The sequence below is a fragment of the Actinomadura sp. NBRC 104425 genome, from assembly GCF_030269545.1.
Lineage (GTDB): Bacteria > Actinomycetota > Actinomycetes > Streptosporangiales > Streptosporangiaceae > Spirillospora > Spirillospora keratinilytica.
Map to the genome: position 1 here is coordinate 543,256 of NZ_BSTN01000002.1, position 22,151 is coordinate 565,406.

Annotated in this window: 20 protein-coding genes; 15 read left to right on the forward strand and 5 right to left on the reverse strand. The window is 72.7% G+C overall.

All coding sequences use genetic code 11. The annotated features are described in order from the left end of the window. Positions 1 to 115: 115 nt before the first annotated feature. From QSK22_RS05555 to QSK22_RS05615, 13 genes are all read left to right on the forward strand, one after another. Positions 116 to 1,168 carry a DUF3048 domain-containing protein gene (locus QSK22_RS05555; RefSeq protein WP_285492852.1) on the forward strand — a complete coding sequence of 351 codons (1,053 nt, stop codon included), beginning with the start codon at positions 116 to 118 and terminating at the stop codon, positions 1,166 to 1,168. A gap of 171 nt (positions 1,169 to 1,339) precedes the next feature. Continuing rightward, the gene (gene pdxS, locus QSK22_RS05560; RefSeq protein ID WP_285492853.1) at positions 1,340 to 2,260 is read left to right on the forward strand and encodes a pyridoxal 5'-phosphate synthase lyase subunit PdxS; all 921 of its coding nucleotides are present in this window, start codon (positions 1,340 to 1,342) and stop codon (positions 2,258 to 2,260) included. Between the two features lie 130 nt (positions 2,261 to 2,390). Then, positions 2,391 to 3,008: a DUF6928 family protein gene (locus QSK22_RS05565; protein ID WP_285492854.1), complete on the forward strand. Its 618-nt coding sequence runs from the start codon at positions 2,391 to 2,393 to the stop codon at positions 3,006 to 3,008. A gap of 154 nt (positions 3,009 to 3,162) precedes the next feature. Continuing rightward, positions 3,163 to 3,804 (forward strand): pyridoxal 5'-phosphate synthase glutaminase subunit PdxT, encoded by a 642-nt coding sequence (gene pdxT / locus QSK22_RS05570; RefSeq protein ID WP_285492926.1) that lies wholly within the window; start codon positions 3,163 to 3,165, stop codon positions 3,802 to 3,804. A 23-nt stretch (positions 3,805 to 3,827) separates the two neighbouring features. Then, the gene (locus QSK22_RS05575; RefSeq protein WP_285492855.1) at positions 3,828 to 4,580 is read left to right on the forward strand and encodes a YebC/PmpR family DNA-binding transcriptional regulator; all 753 of its coding nucleotides are present in this window, start codon (positions 3,828 to 3,830) and stop codon (positions 4,578 to 4,580) included. A gap of 200 nt (positions 4,581 to 4,780) precedes the next feature. Beyond that, positions 4,781 to 5,341: a crossover junction endodeoxyribonuclease RuvC gene (gene ruvC, locus QSK22_RS05580; RefSeq protein ID WP_285492927.1), complete on the forward strand. Its 561-nt coding sequence runs from the start codon at positions 4,781 to 4,783 to the stop codon at positions 5,339 to 5,341. Next, positions 5,338 to 5,952: a Holliday junction branch migration protein RuvA gene (gene ruvA, locus QSK22_RS05585; protein WP_285492857.1), complete on the forward strand. Its 615-nt coding sequence runs from the start codon at positions 5,338 to 5,340 to the stop codon at positions 5,950 to 5,952. Before ruvC ends, ruvA begins: the two co-directional genes overlap by 4 nt. 25 nt (positions 5,953 to 5,977) lie before the next feature. Then, positions 5,978 to 7,051 (forward strand): Holliday junction branch migration DNA helicase RuvB, encoded by a 1,074-nt coding sequence (gene ruvB, locus QSK22_RS05590; protein WP_285492858.1) that lies wholly within the window; start codon positions 5,978 to 5,980, stop codon positions 7,049 to 7,051. 176 nt (positions 7,052 to 7,227) lie between these two features. Continuing rightward, positions 7,228 to 7,701, forward strand: a complete 474-nt coding sequence (gene yajC / locus QSK22_RS05595) for a preprotein translocase subunit YajC (protein ID WP_285492859.1) — start codon at positions 7,228 to 7,230, stop codon at positions 7,699 to 7,701. 198 nt (positions 7,702 to 7,899) lie between these two features. Beyond that, on the forward strand, positions 7,900 to 9,603 hold the full coding sequence (secD, locus tag QSK22_RS05600; protein WP_285492860.1) for a protein translocase subunit SecD: 1,704 nt from the start codon (positions 7,900 to 7,902) through the stop codon (positions 9,601 to 9,603). After that, entirely contained in the window at positions 9,603 to 10,802 is a 1,200-nt protein-coding gene (gene secF, locus QSK22_RS05605) for a protein translocase subunit SecF (protein WP_285492861.1), read from the forward strand. The genes secD and secF overlap by 1 nt, the downstream gene beginning before the upstream one ends. Before the next feature lie 106 nt (positions 10,803 to 10,908). Continuing rightward, positions 10,909 to 11,454: an adenine phosphoribosyltransferase gene (locus tag QSK22_RS05610; protein WP_285492862.1), complete on the forward strand. Its 546-nt coding sequence runs from the start codon at positions 10,909 to 10,911 to the stop codon at positions 11,452 to 11,454. 610 nt (positions 11,455 to 12,064) lie between these two features. After that, positions 12,065 to 14,239, forward strand: a complete 2,175-nt coding sequence (locus QSK22_RS05615; RefSeq protein ID WP_285492928.1) for a RelA/SpoT family protein — start codon at positions 12,065 to 12,067, stop codon at positions 14,237 to 14,239. A 113-nt stretch (positions 14,240 to 14,352) separates the two neighbouring features. Here the strand turns inward: QSK22_RS05615 and aspS are convergent, their stop codons facing one another. Genes aspS through QSK22_RS05630 form a run of 3 tightly spaced genes read right to left on the reverse strand, consistent with a single transcriptional unit; the run spans position 14,353 to position 18,106 of the window. After that, positions 14,353 to 16,116, reverse strand: a complete 1,764-nt coding sequence (gene aspS, locus QSK22_RS05620; RefSeq protein WP_285492863.1) for an aspartate--tRNA ligase — start codon at positions 16,114 to 16,116, stop codon at positions 14,353 to 14,355. Next, complete coding sequence (hisS, locus tag QSK22_RS05625) at positions 16,113 to 17,396, reverse strand: histidine--tRNA ligase (RefSeq protein ID WP_285492864.1); 1,284 nt, start codon at positions 17,394 to 17,396, stop codon at positions 16,113 to 16,115. Before hisS ends, aspS begins: the two co-directional genes overlap by 4 nt. A 14-nt stretch (positions 17,397 to 17,410) precedes the next feature. Further along, positions 17,411 to 18,106: an MBL fold metallo-hydrolase gene (locus QSK22_RS05630; protein ID WP_285492865.1), complete on the reverse strand. Its 696-nt coding sequence runs from the start codon at positions 18,104 to 18,106 to the stop codon at positions 17,411 to 17,413. 399 nt (positions 18,107 to 18,505) lie between these two features. Here QSK22_RS05630 and QSK22_RS05635 point away from each other — a divergent pair, with 399 nt between their 5' ends. Next, positions 18,506 to 19,303 (forward strand): peptidylprolyl isomerase, encoded by a 798-nt coding sequence (locus tag QSK22_RS05635; protein WP_285492866.1) that lies wholly within the window; start codon positions 18,506 to 18,508, stop codon positions 19,301 to 19,303. A 72-nt stretch (positions 19,304 to 19,375) separates the two neighbouring features. Next, positions 19,376 to 20,614, forward strand: coding sequence for a DUF349 domain-containing protein (locus QSK22_RS05640; RefSeq protein ID WP_285492867.1), 1,239 nt, complete (start codon positions 19,376 to 19,378; stop codon positions 20,612 to 20,614). A 139-nt stretch (positions 20,615 to 20,753) separates the two neighbouring features. Here QSK22_RS05640 and QSK22_RS05645 read toward each other — a convergent pair whose 3' ends face one another. Together QSK22_RS05645 and QSK22_RS05650 are read right to left on the reverse strand one after the other, a co-directional pair. Beyond that, positions 20,754 to 21,461, reverse strand: coding sequence for a DUF305 domain-containing protein (locus QSK22_RS05645; protein ID WP_285492868.1), 708 nt, complete (start codon positions 21,459 to 21,461; stop codon positions 20,754 to 20,756). After that, on the reverse strand, positions 21,458 to 22,105 hold the full coding sequence (locus QSK22_RS05650) for a thioredoxin-like domain-containing protein (protein WP_285492869.1): 648 nt from the start codon (positions 22,103 to 22,105) through the stop codon (positions 21,458 to 21,460). Before QSK22_RS05650 ends, QSK22_RS05645 begins: the two co-directional genes overlap by 4 nt. Positions 22,106 to 22,151: the final 46 nt, after the last annotated feature.

Here is a 22,151-nt window from a genome sequence, read left to right on the forward strand (position 1 = left end):
GGGGCCGAGCCGCCCGGCCGCGCCGTCCGTACCCCGGTACGGCCGCTTCCGTCCGGGCGGGGCCTGCAATATGCCGGTTCGCTACCCTCGGGCGGGTCGCAGGAGGAGGGACATCGTGCGATTCGCAGGGGTTGTGCGGAGCACGCGAGGCGGCCGGGCGGCCGCGGGGCTGGCCTGCGCCGCCGTCCTGGGCGGGGTCCTGGCGGGCTGCTCCGGGCGCGGCGCCGAGGACGCCGCGCCGCCCGTCGCGTCCGGCGGCACCGCCCCGTCGGCGGGCGCGACCAGCTCGCCGACCCCGGCGACCCACCCGTTCACCGGCGGCACGCGCGGGCTGCGCAACCCCGTGCTGGCCGTGAAGATCGAGAACACCCGTCCGGCGATGCCCCAGTACGGCGTGACCGCGGCCGACATCGTCTACGTCGAGCAGGTGGAGGGCGGCGAGACCCGGCTGATGGCGGTGTACTCGTCCCGGTATCCGCGCCGCGTCGGCCCGGTGCGCAGCGCCCGCATCTCCGACCTGCACATCCTGCCGCAGTTCGGCCGGCCCGCGTTCGCCTTCTCCGGCGTGCAGAGCAAGATGAAGCCGTACGTGCGCCGGGCGCCGGTGTACGACGTGTCGCAGGAGAACGGCGGGTCCGCCTACTTCCGGGCCGGGCCCAAGCCGATCCCCTACAACCTGTACGCCGACCCCAGGAACCTGCTCAAACTGGCCCCCCGCGCCGAGCCGCCCCGCGACATCGGCTTCCGGTTCGGCCCCGCCCCCGCGGGCGGCAGGCCCACCAAGACCTTCACCGCGCGCTGGCCGTCGGCGACCATGGCGTTCACCTGGTCGGCCGAAAAGAAGCGGTGGCTGGCGTCGTTCGGCGGACGCGTCGACGTGGGCGCCGAGGGCGACGTCCTGGGCGGCCGCACCATCGTCGTCCAGTACGCCAAGACCACCCGGTCGCAGTTCCACGACTTCCTCGGCAGCTACACGCCGCTGATCCAGACCACGGGCACGGGGCGCGCGACGGTGCTGCGCGACGGCATGGCCTACGACGTGCGCTGGTCGCGCCCCTCCGAGACGCAGGGCACCACATTCACCACCGCCGACGGCAAGCCCATGACGTTCGCCACGGGCCAGGTGTGGGTGGTCCTGGTCAACGACGGCCGACCCTACATGCCCTAGACGTGCCCTGGACATGCCCTGGACATGCCCTGGACATGCCCCAGCCTCCCGGGGCCGACAGGGCGTAAAGGCGGCGGCGCGCAGGATGACGCACTGGCGGGTCCGTTTCTCGCCCGAGCAGGCAATATCATGGGAAATGACGTTGTCGTCCCTTCCATGTGAGGAATGCCCGTGTCCACTACCGACGTCCCCGCCACCGCGAACGCCGCCCCCGAGACCGGGACCGCCCGCGTCAAGCGCGGCATGGCGGAGATGCTCAAGGGCGGCGTGATCATGGACGTCGTCACACCCGAGCAGGCGAAGATCGCCGAGGACGCGGGCGCGGTGGCGGTCATGGCACTGGAGCGCGTTCCCGCCGACATCCGCGCCCAGGGCGGCGTCGCCCGGATGAGCGACCCCGACATGATCGAGAGCATCATCGAGGCGGTGTCCATCCCCGTCATGGCCAAGGCGCGGATCGGCCACTTCGTCGAGGCGCAGGTGCTGCAGGCCCTCGGCGTCGACTACATCGACGAGTCCGAGGTGCTCACCCCCGCCGACTACGACAACCACATCGACAAGTGGGCCTTCACCGTGCCGTTCGTGTGCGGCGCCACCAACCTCGGCGAGGCGCTGCGCCGCATCACCGAGGGCGCCGCGATGATCCGCTCCAAGGGCGAGGCCGGCACCGGCGACGTCTCCAACGCCACCACCCACATGCGCCGCATCCGCGCCGAGATCCGGCGGCTGCAGTCGCTGCCCGAGGACGAGCTGTACGTGGCCGCCAAGGAGCTGCAGGCCCCCTACGAGCTGGTCAAGGAGGTCGCGCAGGCAGGCAAGCTGCCGGTCGTGCTGTTCACCGCCGGCGGCATCGCCACCCCCGCCGACGCCGCCATGATGATGCAGCTGGGCGCCGAGGGCGTGTTCGTCGGCTCGGGCATCTTCAAGTCCGGCGACCCGGTCAAGCGCGCCGAGGCGATCGTCAAGGCCACCACCTTCTACGACGACCCCGACGTGGTCGCCAAGGCCTCCCGCGGCCTCGGCGAGGCCATGGTCGGCATCAACGTCGCCTCGCTCGGCGAGGATCAGAAGTACGCCGGCCGCGGCTGGTGACCGCCGCGGGGGAGTGACTGCGGACCCGCTCCCCCCTCCACACGGTGCCACCGGAAGGTTTACGCTGGCCGCGCGGCCGGTCGGGGGCTGCCACGCCCCCGGGCGGCTCCGGCCGTGGGAGGGGACGACGATGGCTTGGTCGGTCGCGCTCGCCTGCGCCAGCGCGGGGGAGCCCGCCGAGGTGTTCGGCCCGGGGCTGCGGCCCGATCCGGACGCGGCGGCCCGGCTGGCGCACGGGCTCTACCCGGCCGCGACCCTGGTCGAGACCGGCGACACGGTGCTCGACTTCGCGCTGTGGCCGTACGAGGACGAGCTGTTCGTCGGCGCCTACGGCCGGCGCGCCCTGCTGCTGTGCGACCGGCGCCTGTTCTGCCTCGACGACGACGCCCGCCGCGTCGCCGACTCGGTCGCCGCGGCCCTGCCCGGGGCGCGCTGCGGCGTGCTCGTCCTGCACAGCGTCATCTCCGGCTGCTGGTTCCGCTGGTACGAGGGGGGCGCGCTGCGCCGCGACGTGTTCGTCACCAAGGAGGACGGCGTCGTGGTCGACCAGGGCGAGCGGCTGCCCGTCGAACGCCCGTTCTGGACGGCCATCGACCAGGGCGCCGGGGACGTCCCGCTACCGTTCGACCCCGAGGACTTCGGCCTGGCGCTGGCCCGCTCCCACATGTTCGGACGCGGCATCGCCGACCGCGGCACCGACGGCTTCCTGCCCCTCGAACTGCCCCTGCGCCGCTTCAAACTGTGCTGATCCGGACCGGCCGATCCGAGCCGTGCCGACCCCGCCCCCGGAAGAGCGGCGATGCCGGGGGCGTTGTAAGGAACGGCTAGGGTTCTGCCCTGACGCCCCCGTGCCCGTCCACGCGTACCTCCCGGAAGGTTCATCGGTGACTGCTGTGCCGACCGTGCCGTCTGAGCCGACGATCGGCGTGCTCGCCCTCCAGGGCGACGTGCGCGAGCACGCCCGCGCCCTGGAGGCCGCGGGCGCGCGGACGCTCGCCGTCCGCCGCCCCGGGGAGCTGGAACGCTGCGACGCCCTGGTCATCCCCGGCGGGGAGTCCACCACCATGTGGCGCCTGGCCCGCGCCTTCGAGCTGCTGGAGCCGCTGCGCAAGCGGATCGAGGCGGGCATGCCCGCCTACGGCTCCTGCGCCGGCATGATCATGCTCGCGGACCGCATCCGCGGCGGCGTGGCCGGGCAGGAGACGATCGGCGGCATCGACATGACCGTGCGGCGCAACGCCTTCGGCCGCCAGGTCGACTCCTTCGAGAGCCCTGTGCGGCTGGCGGGCATGGGCGATACGCCCTACCACGCGGTGTTCATCCGCGCTCCCTGGGTGGAGTCGGTCGGCGACGGTGTGGAGGTCCTCGGCCGCGCCGAGAGCGGCCCGAACGCCGGTAGGATCGTCGCGGTCCGTCAGGGCCGCCTGTTGGCGACCGCCTTCCACCCTGAACTGACGGGCGACTTTCGCGTGCATCGCTACTTCGCCGACCTGGTGCGCCGGGCGGCGGCCGGGGGTGGGTCCCCCATGAGGGGGTCGGAATGAGCACTGAGCAGGAGGGTTGACGGATGTCCGGCCATTCCAAATGGGCGACGACCAAGCACAAGAAGGCCGCCCTCGACGCCAAGCGGGGCAAGCTCTTCGCCAAGCTGATCAAGAACATCGAGGTCGCGGCGCGGACCGGCGGCGGGGACCCCGACGCCAACCCCACGCTGTACGACGCCATCTACAAGGCCAAGAAGAACTCGGTCCCCAACGACAACATCGAGCGGGCCCGGCGCCGCGGCGCCGGCGAGGAGGCCGGCGGCGCCGACTGGCAGACGATCATGTACGAGGGGTACGCCCCCGGCGGCGTCGCCCTGCTGATCGAGTGCCTGACCGACAACCGCAACCGCGCCGCCTCCGAGGTGCGCACCGCCGTCACCCGCAACGGCGGCTCGATGGCCGACCCGGGCTCGGTCTCGTACCTGTTCAACCGCAAGGGCGTCATCATCGTCCCCAAGGCGGGCACCACCGAGGACGACCTGATGCTGGCGGTGCTGGACGCCGGCGCCGAGGAGGTCAACGATCTCGGCGAGAACTTCGAGGTGGTCTGCGAGGCGGGCGACCTGATCGCGGTGCGCAGCGCGCTGCAGGACGCCGGCATCGACTACGAGTCGGCCGACACCAACTGGCTGCCCAGCGTCACCGTCCCGCTGGACGAGGAGAACGCCAGGAAGGTCTTCCGCCTGCTGGAGGCCCTGGAGGACTCCGACGACGTGCAGGAGGTCTTCGCCAACTTCGACGTCTCCGACGAGGTCATGGCCAAGGTCGAGGCCTGAGCCCTGGCCTCCGGGGGCCTTCCACCGGCGGGAGCAGCGGCCCCTCCGCGCGGCGGAGGGGCCGCTGCTCGCGTTCGCCGCACCGGCGGCCGGGCGCGGGGGACACCGGGCGCGGGGGACACGGCGGCCGCCGGTGCGCGACGATGTCCGGGGCGTTCGGTACGGTGGCCAACACCGAACAGATGATCGAAGGAGCGGCCGTGCGGGTGCTGGGAGTCGACCCCGGTCTCACCAGATGCGGAGTCGGCGTGGTGGACGGCGCGCCGGGCACGCCGCTGACGCTGGTGGCGGTGGACGTGATCCGCACCAGCCACGACGACGAGGTCCCGGTGCGGCTGCTGGGCATCGAGGCGGGCCTCGAGGCGCTGCTGGACGAGGTGCGGCCCGACGCCGTGGCCGTCGAACGCGTCTTCTCCCAGCACAACGTGCGCACCGTCATGGGCACCGCGCAGGCGGCGGGCGTGGCCATGCTGGCGGCCGCCCGGCGCGGCCTGCCGGTCGCCCTGCACACCCCCAGCGAGGCCAAGGCCGCCGTCACCGGCAGCGGCCGCGCCGACAAGGCCCAGGTGACCAAGATGGTGACGCGGCTGCTGCGGCTGGACGCCGCGCCCCGGCCCGCCGACGCCGCCGACGCGCTGGCGCTGGCGATCTGCCACGTGTGGCGCGGCGGCGCGCAGGCCCGGCTGGCCGCCGCCCGCCGCGGCGCCCTGCCCGGCGCGGCCCCCGTCCACGGCAGGAGCAGAGGAGGAGCGACGCAGTGATCGCGTTCGTCAGCGGCCGGGTCGCGGCCACCGGACCCGACACGGCCGTGATCGACGTGCACGGCGTGGGCCTGGCGGTGCAGTGCACGCCCGCCACCCTGGCCGGGCTGCGGGTCGGCGAGCAGGCGCGGGTGCCGACCTCGCTGGTGGTCCGCGAGGACTCCCTCACCCTGTTCGGGTTCGCCGACGAGGACGAGCGCGCCGTGTTCGAGCTGCTGCAGACCGCCAGCGGCGTCGGACCCCGGCTGGCGCTGGCGATGCTGGCCGTGCACTCGCCGGACGCCCTGCGCCGCGCCGTCGCCGCCGAGGACGTGGCCGCGCTGACCAAGGTCCCCGGCATCGGCAGGAAGGGCGCCCAGCGCATCGTGCTGGAGCTGCGCGACCGCCTCGGCGCCCCGTCCGGCGACGGGCCCGGCGCGCCCGCCCCGGCCCGCGCCGAACCGTGGCGCGAGCAGGTCCGCACCGGGCTGGTCAACCTGGGCTGGTCCGCCAAGGACGCCGAGGCCGCGGTCTCGGCCGTCGCCGCCGACCTCGCCGCCGACGCCGACGGCGGCGACCCGCCGCCGGTCTCCGCCCTGCTGCGGGCCGCCCTCAAGAAGCTGAGCAAGTGATCGACACGGCGGGGAGGGGCGCGCGATGAGCGCGGAGGAACGGCTCGTCTCGGCCGACGCCGGCGGGCCCGACGAGCAGGTCATCGAGGCGGCGCTGCGGCCCAAGCGGCTGGACGACTTCATCGGCCAGCAGCGCGTCCGCGAGCAGCTGTCGCTGGTGCTGCACAGCGCGCTGCGGCGCGGCCGCACCCCCGACCACGTGCTGCTGTCGGGCGGCCCGGGCCTCGGCAAGACCACCCTCGCCATGATCATCGCGGCGGAGCTGGGCAAGCCGCTGCGGATCACCTCCGGCCCGGCCATCGAACGCGCCGGCGACCTGGCCGCCGTGCTGTCCACCCTGTCCGAGGGCGAGGTGCTGTTCCTCGACGAGATCCACCGCATGGCGCGGCCCGCCGAGGAGATGCTCTACATGGCGATGGAGGACTTCCGGGTCGACGTGGTCGTCGGCAAGGGCCCCGGAGCCACCGCGATCCCCCTCGACATCGCCCCGTTCACCCTGGTCGGCGCCACCACCCGGGCGGGCATGCTGCCCGGCCCGCTGCGCGACCGGTTCGGGTTCGTCGCGCACATGGACTTCTACGAGCCCGCCGAGCTGGAGGTCATCGTCAAGCGGTCGGCCCGGCTGCTGGACGTGCGGATCACCGACGACGGGGCCGCCGAGGTGGCCGGGCGCTCGCGCGGCACCCCCCGCATCGCCAACCGGCTGCTGCGCCGCGTCCGCGACTACGCCGAGGTGCGCGCCGACGGCGTGATCACCCGCGAGCTCGCCCGCGACGCGCTGACCCTCTACGAGGTCGACGAACGCGGCCTGGACCGCCTCGACCGGGCCGTGCTGAGCTCGCTGCTGCGCAAGTTCGGCGGGGGGCCGGTGGGCCTGTCGACGCTGGCGGTGTCGGTGGGGGAGGAGCCGGAGACGGTGGAGGTGGTGGCCGAACCGTTCCTGGTGCGGCAGGGGCTGCTGGCCCGCACCCCGCGCGGCCGCATCGCCACCCCCGCGGCCTGGGCGCACCTGGGCCTGACGCCCCCGCCCACCGCGCCGATGGCGGGCACGCTGTTCGACCTCGGTGACGGCGATGACCAGGACTCGGTGATCAGCTGATAACGGGTTGGGAACTTCCGGCGTGCGTCGCTCGTCACGTCGTTGCCGGGGTCTGACGTACTCTCTAGACTCCGGGACTTGGTCACCTCTCCAGCCGCCGAACCTGTGACGAGGCCGATTTCCGGCGACCGGCTGGCACAGCACATCGGAAGGATGCCCGAGCGAAGGGCAGCGACATGAATTTTGCAGCAGAGCAGAGCAGCAGCGGGCCCCTGAACCTGCTGCTGCTGCTCGCGATCCCCGTGATCTTCTACTTCCTGTTGATCCGGCCGCAGAGCAAGCGGCGCAAGGAGCAGCTGCAGATGCAGAGCTCCCTGCGGCCGGGCGTGCGGGTGATGACGACCAGCGGCATGTACGCCACCGTGGTCGCGGTGGACGACGACGGCGTGGTCCTGGAGATCGCGCCCGGGGTCGAGGCGCGGTTCGTCAAGCAGGCCGTGATGCAGGTCGTCACCGAGACCGACAGCGCGGACGACGAGCTGGACGACGACGCCGACGACGCCGATGACAGCGGCGAGACCGGCGACTCCGACGACCGGATCGACCTGTCCAAGAAGGACGCCGGCGACGCCGAGAAGCCCGAGAAGGCCGAGGACGCCGAGACCGAGGAGACCCCCAAGGCCAAGGCCGCGGGCAAGACGTCGTCCTGACGCGGCGCTCCTCCGTCCGCCGCTTCGAACGACCGCCCGTCCGTCGCGCGCGGGCGCTCGCGCGGCCGGGGGAGGACGCGACGCCGCCGCCCGACGCCGTACGGCGTACCACCGACACGGGAAGTACAACGACCAGTGGCTCCGCCTCGTAGCAACGTTTCCAAGCCCGGGCGCACGCTCCTCGGGCTGTTCGCGGTCATGGCGGTCCTGACCTGCGTGATGTTCCTCCAGGGGCAGCCCACGCCCAAGCTGGGGCTGGACCTCGCCGGCGGAACCACCGTCACGCTCACCGCCAGGACCGAAAGCGGCGCGACACCGCCCGACGCCCAGATGACCCAGGCCGTCAAGATCATGACGCAGCGGGTCAACGGGCTGGGCGTGTCCGACGCCGAGGTCGCCAAGCAGGGCAACCGCAACATCGTCGTCAACGTCCCCGGAGAGGGCCAGGACCGCGTCGTCCAGCTCATCGGGACCACGGCCAAGCTGCAGTTCCGGCAGGTGTTCGCCGTCGCCGACGGCACGCCGACCACGGGGACCTCACCGAGCCCCACGCCCAGTACGAGCGGCAGCGCCAAGCCGTCGGCGAGCTCTTCGGCGAGCTCCTCGCCGAGCCCGTCGGGGTCGGCCACGCCGCGCGGCAGGGCGGTGCCGGAGGCGCTGGCGGCGCCGTCGCCGTCCGCCTCGTCCAGCGGCGGCGCGTCCCCGTCGACCTCGGCGTCGGCCTCGGCGTCCCCGTCGGCCTCGCCGTCGGCGCTGCCGAGCGACCTGCTCACCGGGCAGGACTACAGCGCCATCGACGACAGGGCCGTGATCGAGCAGTTCGAGAAGCTGGACTGCACGGGCGCCGACAAGCGCGCCCCGGGCGCCAACGACCCCAACCGCAAGTGGGTGGCGGCCTGCGACCAGGACGGCACGGCCAAGTACATCCTCGGCCCGGTGCGGGTGGAGGGCACCCAGGTCTCCGACGCCAACGCCCTGCCGCCGGACGCCCAGCAGGGCCAGAGCAGCTGGACGGTCGCGCTGAAATTCAAGTCGCAGGGCGCCCGCCAGTTCGGCCAGGTGACCAGCGAGGCCTACCAGGCCCCGGCGGGCAGCCCGCAGCGGCAGGTCGCGATCGTGCTGGACGGCCAGGTGATCTCCGCGCCGAGCATCGACAACGGCGCGATCACCGGCGGCACCGCCAGCATCTACGGCCCGCCGGAGAGCTTCACCCAGAGCTACGCCACCGACCTGGCCAACGTGCTCAAGTACGGCGCGCTGCCGCTGGAGTTCACCCAGAGCTCCATCGACGAGGTGTCCTCCACGCTCGGCTCCGACCAGCTGCGCGGCGGCCTGATCGCCGGCGCCATCGGCCTGGCACTGGTGGTGCTGTACTGCCTGCTGTACTACCGGGGCCTCGGCCTGGTCGCGGTCGGCAGCCTGCTGGTGGCCACCGCCATCACCTACGTGTCGGTGGTGATCCTGGGCGAGAACATGGGCTTCCGCCTGTCGCTGCCGCACATCATCGGCCTGATCGTCTCCATCGGCATCACCGCCGACTCGTTCATCGTCTACTTCGAGCGGCTGCGCGACGAGCTGCGCGCCGGCCGCACGTTCCGGCCGTCGGTGGAGACCGCCTGGCGCCGGGCCCGGCGCACCATCCTGGTCGCCGACGCGGTGACGTTCCTGGCCGCCCTGGTGCTGTACTTCCTGGCCGTCGGCGGGGTCCGCGGCTTCGCGTTCGCCATGGGGCTGACCACGCTGATCGACGTGGTGGTGGTGTTCTTCTTCACCAAGCCGCTGGTGGCGCTGCTGTCGCGGACGAAGTTCTTCGGCCGCGGCCATCCGCTGTCGGGCCTGGACGCCAAGCGGCTGCGCAGGACGACCACGACCACCACGACCCCGACCGGCCAGGAGGCGTGATGCTGGGGCTGCGCGCAGTCATATCCCGGATCTACCGGGGCGAGATCAGCGCCGACATCGTCGGCCGGCCGAAGCTGTGGTACTCGATCTCCGGCCTGCTGCTGGTGCTGTCCATCGCCGGGCTGGTGGTCCAGGGCCTGAACTTCGGCGTGGAGTTCCGCGGCGGATCGGTGTTCACCTTCGGCGCGCCCGGCCACTCCATCGAGGACGTGCGCGGTGCGGTCCAGGGCGGCGGCGCCCACCAGGCCATCGTGCAGAAGGCCGGCGGCGACTGGCGGGTCACCACCGAGAGCCTCAGCTCCGCCGAGGTCAACGAGGTCAAAAAGAGCATCTCCGAGGACCTCGGGGTGCCCGCCGCCAAGGTCAGCACGCAGGTGGTCGGGGCGTCCTGGGGCGGCGAGGTCTCGGCCAAGGCCTGGCAGGCGCTCGCCGTCTTCATGGTGCTGATCATCGCCTATCTCAGCCTCGCCTTCGAATGGCGGATGGCGCTGGCCGCGCTGGTGGCGCTGGTGCACGACCTGATCATCACGGCGGGCATCTACGCCTGGTCCGGGTTCGAGGTCACCCCGGCGACGCTGCTGGGCTTCCTGACCATTCTGGGCTACTCGCTGTACGACGCGGTCGTGGTCTTCGACATGATCAAGGAGGTCACCCGGCCGCTCGGCCCCACCTCCAAGATCACCTACAGCCAGGCGGCCAACCGGGCGCTCAGCAGCACCCTGGTGCGCTCCCTGAACACCTCGCTGGTGGCGATCCTGCCGGTGGCGGCGATCCTGTTCATCGGCACCACGCTGTTCGGCGCCGGGACGCTGAAGGACCTGTCGCTGGCCCTGTTCGTCGGCATGATCGTCGGCACCTACTCCTCGATCTGCGTCGCCACCCCGCTGCTGGTGCAGCTCAAGGAGCGCGAGCCCCGGTACCGGCAGCTGCGCGAGAACATCGCCCGCCGCGAGGCCAGCGCCAAGCGGCAGGCCAAGACCGCCCGGACCCGGGCCGCGGTCGCCGACGGCGAGGACGACGCGCCGTCCGGCGACTCCCCGGGCTCCGACGGGGCCGCGCCGAACGGCGCCCGGTCCGGCGGCGGCGAGCAGGCCGCCGAGGAGGTGCCCGTGACGGTCACGGTGCGCAAGGTCGTCCAGCAGGGGCCCCGGCAGCAGCCCAAGCGGGGCACCCGCCAGCAGCGCCGCCGCGGCAGATGACCGCCTGAGCGGTCCTCGGATCGTCGCCCGGCACCGCCGGGCGCGCAATCAACCGGCAACCGGCCGTGTGCGGGCTACCCCCCGAAGGCCCGCACACGGCCGCCGCATGAGCAGGAGAACACCGCCTGTGGACCTCGAGAAGCTGATCCACGACCGGATCCGCGACGTGCCCGACTACCCCAAGCCGGGCGTGCTGTTCAAGGACATCACCCCCCTGCTGGCCGACCACGTGGCGTTCGCCGGCGTGGTCGACGCGATCGTCAACCACCACGGCCGCGGCACCATCGACAAGATCGTCGGCATCGAGGCGCGCGGTTTCATCCTGGCCGCGCCCGTGGCCTACCACTTCGGCGCCGGATTCGTTCCGGTGCGAAAAAAGGGAAAGCTGCCCGCGCGGACGTACGAGGAGACCTATGATCTCGAGTACGGGACCGAGACCATCGAGGTGCACGCAGACGCCTTCGGTCCCGGAGAACGGGTTCTGATCGTCGACGACGTCCTGGCCACCGGGGGCACCGCGCGAGCGGCCGCCGAGCTGGTGGGCCGGGCGGGCGCCCAGGTGGTGGGCCTGTCGGTGCTGCTGGAGCTGTCCTTCCTGCACGGCCGCGACCGGCTCGGCGACCTGGACGTGCACACCCTGGTCACGGTCTGACGGCCCTGGTCGCGGGCATGGAACCGGACATGGGTGGATAGACTGGCGGGAATCAGGAGCCGGTGGGGCGGGCGCCGCCCGCGCGGGGCGGTACCGACGGGGACGGCGTCCACTGGACTAGGGAGGCCGGGTGCCGGGTGAGGTGGTATCGACCGACGCGGTGAACGGCGCCGCGGTGAACGGGGCGGACGACGCCGCCGGCCGTCCCGCGGAGCGCGCCGTCCCGGCCCGCGCCGCCGGACCGCGGGCCTCGGGCGCGGGCGCCGCGGCCCGCGGCGGAGCCCGGCACGACGGGCCGAAAGCCGACGGGCCGAAAGAGAGAGCGCTGAACGGCGAGGCGCCGAAAGCCGCGCCGGCGAAAGACGAGCCGGCCAAAGACGAGCCGACACACGACAAGAGGCGGCTGAAAGGCGAGGGCGGCGCCGGCCCGGCCCGCCCCGCCGAGCCCCGGCGCGACCGCCCGCAGCCCGCCGCCTCCGCCGCGAAACAGCCCGCATCCGCCGCCTCCGCCCCCACCGTCCCGACCCGGCCTTCACCGGCCCCGACCCCGCCGTCCGCCGTCCGGGTACGCCGCAGGCTCGCCCGGCTGGGGGCCCAGCGCGGCACTCCTATGAACCCGGTACTGGAACCACTGATCAAGACCGTCCGCAACACCCATCCCAAAGCGGATCTGCGGCTGATCGAACGCGCCTACGACGTCGCCGCGCACTACCACCGCGACCAGAAGCGCAAGAGCGGCGACCCCTACATCACCCACCCGCTCGCCGTCGCCACCATCCTCGCCGAGCTCGGCATGAACACCGAGACGCTGTGCGCGGCGCTGCTGCACGACACCGTCGAGGACACCCCCTACACCCTGGAGGAGCTGCGCGCCGACTTCGGCGACGAGATCGCCGCGCTGGTCGACGGGGTGACCAAGCTCGACAAGGTCAAGTACGGCGACGCGGCCGAGGCCGAGACCGTCCGCAAGATGGTCGTGGCGATGTCGCGCGACATCCGGGTGCTGGTCATCAAGCTGGCCGACCGGCTGCACAACATGCGCACGCTGCGCTACCTGCCCCGGCACAAGCAGGAGCGCAAGGCCCGGGAGACGCTGGAGATCTTCGCTCCGCTGGCGCACCGGCTCGGCATGAACACCCTCAAGTGGGAGCTGGAGGACCTGGCGTTCGCCACCCTCTACCCCAAGCGGTTCGACGAGATCGCCCGGCTGGTGTCCGAACGGGCCCCGCGCCGCGACGTCTACCTGCAGGAAGTGATCGAGAACGTCTCCGCCGACCTGCGCGAGGCGCGGATCAAGGCGACCGTGACCGGCCGCCCCAAGCACTACTACTCGATCTACCAGAAGATGATCGCCCGGGACGTCAGTTTCGACGACATCTACGACCTCGTCGGCATCCGCGTCCTGGTCGACAGCGTCCGCGACTGCTACGCCGCCCTCGGCTCGGTGCACGCGCGATGGAACCCGGTCCCCGGCCGGTTCAAGGACTACATCGCGATGCCGAAATTCAACATGTACCAGTCGCTGCACACCACGGTGATCGGCCCGGAGGGCAAGCCGGTCGAGCTGCAGATCCGCACCTGGGGCATGCACCGCCGCGCCGAGTACGGCGTCGCCGCGCACTGGAAGTACAAGGAGGAGACGGTCGCCGGCCGCAAGGCGGGCGACATGCAGTGGCTGCGCCAGCTGCTGGACTGGCAGAAGGAGACCGCCGACCCGGCCGAGTTCCTGGAGTCGCTGCGGTTCGACCTGTCGGTCTCGGAGGTCTTCGTCTTCACCCCCAAGGGCGACGTGATCGCGCTGCCGCAGGGCGCCACGCCCGTCGACTTCGCCTACGCCATCCACACCGAGGTCGGGCACCGCTGCATCGGCGCCCGCGTCAACGGCCGGCTGGTGCCGCTGGAGTCCGCGCTGGACAACGGCGACACCGTCGAGGTGTTCACCTCCAAGTCGCCCGACGCCGGGCCCAGCCGCGACTGGCTGGGGTTCGTCAAGAGCGCCCGCGCCCGCAACAAGATCAAGCACTGGTTCTCCAAGGAGCGCCGCGACACCGCGATCGAGTCCGGCAAGGAGTCGATCGCCCGTGCCATGCGCAAGCAGAACATGCCGCTGCAGCGCATGATGTCCGGCGAGGCCCTGCTGGCGCTGGCCCGCGACATGAACTACGCCGACGTGTCGTCCCTGTACGCCGCGGTCGGCGAGGGCCACGTCTCGGCCCAGCACGTCGTGCAGCGCCTGGTGGACGCCCTGGGCGGGGTGGAGAGCGCCGAGGAGGACCTGGCCGAGATCGCCCTGCCGACCCGCCGCAAGCGGGTCCGCCCGGCGGGCGACCCGGGGGTCGTGGTGGCCGGCGACCCGGACGTGTGGGTGCGGCTGTCGCGCTGCTGCACCCCGGTGCCCGGCGACGACATCGTCGGTTTCGTCACCCGGGGGCACGGCGTGTCGGTGCACCGCGCCGACTGCGCCAACGTCGTCCAGCTGCGCTCCCAGCCGGACCGGCTGATCGACGTCAAGTGGTCGCCCACCGAGGACTCGGTGTTCCTGGTCGCCATCCAGGTGGAGGCCCTGGACCGGCCCCGCCTGCTGTCGGACGTCACCCGCGTGCTGTCCGACCAGCACGTCAACATCCTGTCCGCCTCGGTCACCACCAGCCGCGACCGCGTCGCCGTCAGCCGCTTCACCTTCGAGATGGGCGACCCCAAGCACCTGGGGCACGTGCTGAAGGCCGTCCGCTTCATCGACGGCGTCTACGACGTCTACCGCATCACCAGCGGCACCCACCGCTGACCCGCAGATCCGAAAACCCGCAAGTCCCGCAGACCTTCAAGACCCCGGCGAACCCGAAGGGCGGCCGGCGCCGACGCGCCGACCGCCCTTTGCCGTTCACGGCCCGGGGGCCGTCAGGACCGGGCGTCCTCCTCCTCTTCGGGGATGACGTCGACGCCGGCCTCGGCCCGCTGCTGCGGGGTGATGGTGGTGGGCGCCGAGGTGAGCGGGTCGAACCCGGACGCGGCCTTCGGGAAGGTGATCACGTCGCGGATCGAGTCGCCGCCCGCCAGGAGCATCACGATGCGGTCCCAGCCGAACGCGATGCCGCCGTGCGGCGGCGGCCCGTACTTGAACGCCTCCAGCAGCCAGCCGAACTTGGACTCGGCCTCCTCCTTGGTCATGCCGAGCACGTCGAACACCCGCTGCTGCATCTCCGCCCGGTGGATTCGGATGGAGCCGCCGCCGATCTCGTAGCCGTTGCAGACCAGGTCGTAGGCGTTGGCCAGGGCCTCGCCGGGACGGTCCTGGAAGTCGTCGGCGAACTCGGGCTTGGGCGCGGTGAACGGGTGGTGGACGGGCGTCCAGCCGATCTGCTCGCCCTTGTCGTCGTACAGCGGTTCGAACACCGGGGCGTCGACCACCCAGGCGAACGCCCACGCCGACTCGTCGATCAGGCCGCAGCGGCGGCCGATCTCCAGGCGGGCGGCGCCCAGCAGCTCGCGGGACTCCTGCGGACGGCCCGCGGCGAAGAACACCGCGTCGCCGGGGGATGCGCCGACCTTGCCGGCCAGGCCCTCCCGCTCGGCGTCCGACAGGTTCTTGGCGACCGGGCCGCCCAGCGTCCCGTCCTGCTGGACCAGCACGTAGGCCAGCCCGCGGGCGCCCCGGGCCCGGGCCCAGTCCTGCCAGGCGTCCAGCTCCTTGCGGGTCTGGGACGCCCCGCCCGGCATCACCACGGCGCCCACGTACGGGGCCTGGAAGACGCGGAACGACGTGCCCGAGAAGTACTCGGTCATGTCGGTCAGCTCCAGGCCGAACCGCAGGTCGGGCTTGTCCGACCCGTACCGCGCCATCGCCTCGGCGTAGGTGAGGTGGGGGATCGGCCGCGGGATCTCGTACCCGGCGATGTCCTGCCACAGCCGGGACACCAGGTCCTCGGCGACCCGCAGCACGTCCTCCTGGGTGACGAACGACATCTCGATGTCGATCTGGGTGAACTCCGGCTGCCGGTCGGCGCGGAAGTCCTCGTCCCGGTAGCAGCGGGCGAGCTGGTAGTACCGCTCCACGCCGCCCACCATGAGCAGCTGCTTGAACAGCTGCGGCGACTGCGGCAGCGCGTACCAGTGGCCGGGCCGCAGCCGCACCGGCACCAGGAAGTCGCGGGCGCCCTCGGGCGTCGAGCGGGTCAGCGTGGGCGTCTCGACGTTGACGAACCCGTGCTCGCGCATCACGTCGTGCACCACGAACGACGCCTCGGAGCGGATCCGCACGGCGCGGGCGACGCTGTCGCGGCGGATGTCGAGGTAGCGGTACTTGAGCCGGACCTCCTCGTTGACGTTGACGTCCCCCTCGATCGGGAACGGCAGCGGCGCGGACTCCGACAGCACCTCGATGTCGGTGGCGGCGACCTCCACCTCGCCGGTGGGCAGCTCGGGGTTCTCGTTGCCGGCCGGGCGCACCCGCACCTCGCCGGTGACCTTGACGCAGTACTCCGAGCGCAGGTCGTGCGCGGTGTCCTCCTCGCGGAAGACCACCTGGGCGACGCCGGACGCGTCGCGCAGGTCGATGAACGTGACCCCGCCGTGGTCGCGGCGGCGGGCCACCCAGCCGGCCAACGTGACCTGCTGCCCGGCGTGCTCCCGGCGGAGCGTCCCCGCCTCGTGCGAGCGGATCATCGTGCGAGCCTCTCCCTCAACGTCGTGACGATCTCGGTGAGCGGTACGGCGGTCTGGTCGCCGCCGGCCAGGTCCTTCAGCTGGACGGACCCGGCGGCGATATCTCGCTCGCCGAGGATCACGGCGTACCGGGCGCCGGACCGGTCGGCGTCCTTCATGGCGCCCTTGAGCTTCTTGCCGCCGTAGGCCATGTCGGCCGCCACCCCCGCGGCGCGCAGCTCGGCGACCAGGCCGAACAGCCTGCGCTCGGCCTCCTCGCCGAGGGCGACGCCGAACACCTGGCAGCGCGGCGGCGCGGTGAACGCGGCCTCCTCGTCCTCCTCCTGCTCGGCCTCCAGCGCGAGCAGGGTGCGGTCGAGGCCGAGGCCGAATCCGATGCCCGGCAGCGGCGGGCCGCCGATGTCCTCCGACAGCCCGTCGTAGCGTCCGCCGCCGCCGATGCCCGACTGGGCGCCCAGCAGCGGGTGGTCGAACTCGTAGGTGGTGCGGGTGTAGTAGTCCAGGCCGCGCACCAGCGTGGGCGTGTCCTCCCAGGGGATGCCGAGGTCGGACAGCAGGCCGCGGACCCGGTCGTGGTGGGTCTTGCACGCCGCGCACAGGTGGTCGGCCACCAGCGGCGCCCCTTCGAGCTGAGCGCGGACCTGAGGGCGCTTGTCGTCCAGCACGCGCAGCGGGTTGATCTCGACGCGGGCGCGGGTGGCCTCGTCCAGGTCCAGGCCGCGCAGGAACTCCTGCAGGCGGGCGCGGTAGGCCGGGCGGCACTCGCGGCACCCCAGCGAGTTGAGCAGCAGCCGCACCCGGGTCAGCCCGAGCGAGCGGTACCAGTTCCAGGCGATCGCGATGGTCTCGGCGTCGACCTGCGGGTCCTCGCTGCCGATCGCCTCCAGGTCCAGCTGGTAGAACTGCCGGTAGCGGCCCTGCTGGGGGCGTTCGGCGCGGAACGCCGGGCCCGTCGTCCACACCTTGACCGGCAGCCCGCCGCGCTTGTGCAGGCCGTGCTCCAGCACGGCGCGCAGCACCCCGGCGGTGAACTCCGGGCGCAGCGTCAGGGAGCGGCCGCCGCGGTCGGTGAAGGTGTACATCTCCTTGCTGACCACGTCGGTGGACTCGCCGACGCCGCGCCGGAACAGGTTGGTGTCCTCGAAGACCGCCAGCTCCAGATAGCCGTATCCGGCCAGCCGGGCCTGCTCGGCGAACCGCTGCCGTACGGCCTGCAGCAGGTCCGCGCGCGGCGGGACGTACTCGCTGACCCCCTTGGGGGCCTGGAAGCTCGAACTCATGGTCCTTTGTTGGGTCACATCCCCGTGCGGGGACCGTCGGCGGGCGCCAGGTCCGCCAGGAACGGGTTGGTCGCGCGTTCGCGGCCGATGGTGGTCTGCGGGCCGTGGCCGGGCAGGACGGCGGTCTCGTCCGGCAGCGTCAGGCACACCCGCGACAGGCTCTGCAGGATCTGCTCGTAGGAGCCGCCCGGCAGGTCGGTGCGCCCGATGGAGCCGGCGAACAGCAGGTCGCCGGTGAAGATCACGTCGGGTGCGCCGCCCTCGGCGGGCGTGCGGAACGTCACCGAGCCCGGCGTATGGCCCGGCGCGTGGTCCACGGTCAGGCGCAGCCCGGCCAGCTCGATCACCGCGCCGTCCGACAGCTCGCGCACGTCGTCGGGCTCGCTGAGCTCCAGCCCGCCGAACAGCTGCTGCCCGGGGCCCAGGCCCAGGCCCTTGGCGGGGTCGGTGAGCAGCTCGCGGTCGTCCGGATGGACGTAGGCGGGCACGTCCTTGGCGCCGCACACCGGCGCCACCGACCAGACGTGGTCGAGATGGCCGTGCGTGAGCAGGACGGCGACCGGCTTGAGCCGGTGCTCGCGCAGCAGCTCGTCGATGCCGGCCTCGGCGTCCTGGCCGGGATCGACGATCACGCACTCCTCGCCCGCGGCGGGCGCCACGACATAGCAGTTCGCGGCGAACGATCCTGCGGGGAACCCGGCGACGAGCACGGTCGTCCTTCCCTTCGAGCCTGTGCTGCCGGCCCGCGCCGCCACCGGCGGGGCCGTGCCCGGCCGCCCGTCGCGGCGGGTCGTCCGGGGCCGGGCGTCCGAGGGATCGTCCGGCCGGGCGGCCCGGCGGCGCAGGCGGCGGCGTTTCGAGGGTACCGGCGAGGCCAGGGGCATAGCGAACGAGATCGGCCGTTCGCCGTGTCGCCGGGCCGAACCCGCGCCCGGCGGGCCGGCCCTGGTGAAAGAAGTCGCATGCGGGGGGCTTGGCCATACACGGGCCATATGCCGGTACCGCTACTATGCGCTGCACGTTCCCCTGATCACATCCTCGGCGGGGTGCGCCGGGGGCGGGGCGGACGGTTCGACGCGACGGATCCGCATCACCGGGAGGGGCAGCACGTGGCGGGGAAGGACCGCAAGAAGCAACTGGCGCGCCAGCGCTACGAGCGGCAGCAGCAGCGCCGCAGGGCCCAGGAGGCCCGGGCCCGCCGCGTGAAGATCATCGGCTCGGTGCTCGCGGTGGCCGTCGTCGCGGGCGGCGTGACGGGCGTCGTGGCGCTGGTGGGACGCGACGACGACTCCAAGGCCGACGCCGCGGCCAGTCCCCAGGCGTCGCCCAGCGCGCGGACGAGCTCGGCCAAGCCGGGCGAGTGCGCCTACAACGACGCGGGCGATGCGGCCAAGGACGTCGGCAAGCCGCCCGCCAAGCCCGCGTACGACAAGACCGTCGAGGCGACCCTGAAGACCAACCAGGGCGAGGTGGAGCTGGAGCTGGACGGCAAGAAGGCCCCCTGCACCGTCAACTCCTTCGCCTACCTGGCGAAGAAGAACTACTTCGACAAGACCGACTGCCACCGGCTGACCAGCGGCGAGCTGAACGTCCTGCAGTGCGGCGACCCCAAGGGGGACGGCACGGGCGGCCCGGGCTACCAGTTCGCCAACGAGAACACCGAGGGCGCCAAGTACGTCAAGGGCACCCTGGCCATGGCCAACTCCGGCCCGGACACCAACGGCAGCCAGTTCTTCATCGTGTACGCCGACTCCACCAGCCTGCCCGCCGACTACACGGTGTTCGGCAAGATCACCTCGGGGCTGGACGTGGTCGAAAAGATCGCCAAGGGCGGCTCCGAGCCGAAGGGCGACGGTAAGCCGACGACAAAGGTGACGATTCAGGACGTCGCGATCGCCGGGAATTAGGCGAACGGGATACTAAGGTGTGGAGGGTCCGGTGAGTGTGAGCACGATCGGACCGTGATTCAGGAGGCAAGGGTGTCCAGCGCGACCGATCCCTGGGGCCGGGTGGACGAGGACGGCACCGTCTATGTGCGGACGGCGGACGGTGAGCGGGTCGTCGGTTCCTGGCAGGCCGGCGCCCCCGAGGAGGCCCTGGCCTACTTCCGGCGCAAGTACGACGCTCTGGTCACCGAGGTGGGCCTGCTGGAGCAGCGGGTGCGCACCACCGACCTGCAGCCGGGCCAGGCCCGGCAGAGCATCCAGCGGCTGCGCGAGGCGGTGCGCGACGCCCACGCGGTCGGCGACCTGGACGCCCTGCTGCGCCGCCTCGACGCGCTGGACGAAGAGGTGGAGCGGCGGCGCGAGGAGCTGCGGGCGGTGCGCGAGCACGCCCGCGACGAGGCCCGCGCGATCAAGGAGCGGATCGTCGCCGAGGCCGAGCGCATCGCCGCCGAGGAGACGCACTGGAAGCACGGCGGCGAGCGGCTGCGCCGGCTGGTGGAGGAGTGGAAGGCGGCCGAGCGGATCGACAAGCCCACCGAGACCGCGCTGTGGAAGCGGCTGTCGGCGGCGCGCAACGCCTTCACCAAGCGCCGCAAGGCCTACTTCGCGTCGCTGGACGACCAGCGCGAGGAGGCCCGGCGGGAGAAGGAGCGCCTGGTCGCCGAGGCCGAGGCCATGCAGGACTCCACCGACTGGGGCGAGACCGCCGCGGCCTACCGCGACCTGATGCGCCGCTGGAAGCTGGCGGGGCGGGCGGCCCGCGACGTGGAGGAGCAGCTGTGGGCCCGCTTCAAGGCGGCCCAGGACGTGTTCTTCCACGCCCGCAACGCCGCGTTCGCCGAGCGCGACGCCGAGCTGCGGGTGAACGCCGAGGCGAAGGAGGAGCTGCTGGCCGAGGCCGAGCGGCTGGTGCCGGTCGGCGACGTGCGGGCCGCACGGCAGGCGCTGCGGTCGATCCAGGAGCGCTGGGAGGCGGTCGGCCCGGTGCCGCGCGACCAGCGCGACCGCCTGGAGGGGCGGCTGCGCAAGGTCGAGGAAGCGGTCCGCGGCGCCGAGGAGGCCGAGTGGCGGCGCACCAACCCCGAGGCGCGGGCGCGCGCCGAGGCGACGGTGGCGCAGCTGCGCAGCTCCATCGACCAGCTGGAGAAGCGGCTGGCCAAGGCCCGCGACGCCGGGCGGGACAAGGACGTCAAGGAGACCGAGGAGGCCCTGACGGCCCGCCGCGCCTGGCTGGAGGAGGCCGAGCGCACCCTGGCCGAGTTCTCCCGCTGACGCGCCCCGCGCCGGCCCCCGGTCGCGGCTGCCGGGGCGCGCGATGCGAGGTGATGCAGAGGTGACGCGGACGTGACGCGGACGTGACGCGGACGTGACGCGGCGGCGCGGCCCCACCGCGGGGCCGCGCCGCCGGCGTTCACGGGGTTGCGCCGCGTTCGGCGAGCATCCGGGTCATCAGGGTGATCTCCGACTGCTGCCCGTTCACCATGCTCTGCGCCAGCCTGCGGACCCGGGGGAGGTCCGTGCGCTCCAGGACGGCCCGGGCCATCTCCACGCCCGCCCGGTGGTGCGCGATCATCAGCCGCAGGTAGCGGACCTCGGCGTCGCGTCCGGACGCCGCCTCCAGCTCCCTCAGCTGCGTGCGCGTCGCCATGCCCGGCATGACGGCCCCGTCCGCGCCGGTTTGCGAACCGGCCTGGGGGGCGGGCGAGGCGCCGCCGTGGTGCCCGCCCATCCAGCGCATGTGGCCCGCCGGATCGGTCTTGGGCAGGCCCCATTCGTCCAGCCAGGCGGTCATCATGCCGATCTGCGCCTGCTGGGTGGTGATGATGTCGTACGCCAGCAGCCGCACCGGCTCGTCGTCGGTGCGGTCGCGGACGATGAACGACATCCGCACCGCCTGCGCGTGGTGGGTGCTCATGTCGCGGGCGAAGCCCGCCTCCGCCGAGTCGGTGCCGGGGTGGCCGGACCGCCGCATCGCCAGGGCGGCCAGCACCGCCGCGGCCAGCAGCACCAGAACCGCCAGCACCACGGTGAGGCGGCGTGCACCGGTGGCGCCGGACGGGCCGTCCGCCTGCTCCGGGCGGGGCGGGCGGACGGCCGCGCCGGCCTCGGCCTCGCTCACGGCGTGTCCTTGGCGCCGTCGCAGGCGGCACCCGGCTCGGGGGTCTGCGGGCCCTTCACGTAGGCGCGCAGGAACGCGTCGATCCGCGCGTCGGAGGCGTCCTGCACCTTCAGCTGCCTGCCCCAGGCGCTGAGGGCGATCGGGGCGTCCAGGCCCGGGTACGGGCTCAGCATCGTGTAGTCGGTGCCCTCCACCCTGTCCTTGAGCCGGTCGAGCTGGTCACCGGCCAGGCCGGGGCGGTAGGTGATCCAGACCGCGCCGTGCTCCAGGGAGTGGACGGCGTTCTCGTTGCGCAGCGGCTGGTCGTAGACCCGTCCGTCGCAGTTCTGCCAGACGGGGTCGTGGGCGCCGCCCATGGGCGGGTCGGTGTCGTATTGCACGGTGCCGCTGGTGTGGTCGCGGCTGAGCCCGTCCTTCTCCACCACGCCGGAGATCGCCGCCGTCTCCGAGGCGGACGGCTCCCGGGTCTGCATGAAGGCGAACGCGATGGCCACCACCGCCACGACGCCGATCACCGTGAAGAAGACGATGCCTCCCCACGGGACCTCCCGCTTGGTGAGCGCGTTCTTCCGGCCGCGGCTGCGGTTCTGCTGGTTGTTGCGCTGGTTCTGGTTGCGGGCCCGCGTACGGGCGCTCTTGGACATTCGCAGTCTCTCCAAGGGAACTTGGGATGAGGCAGGAAACGGCGGC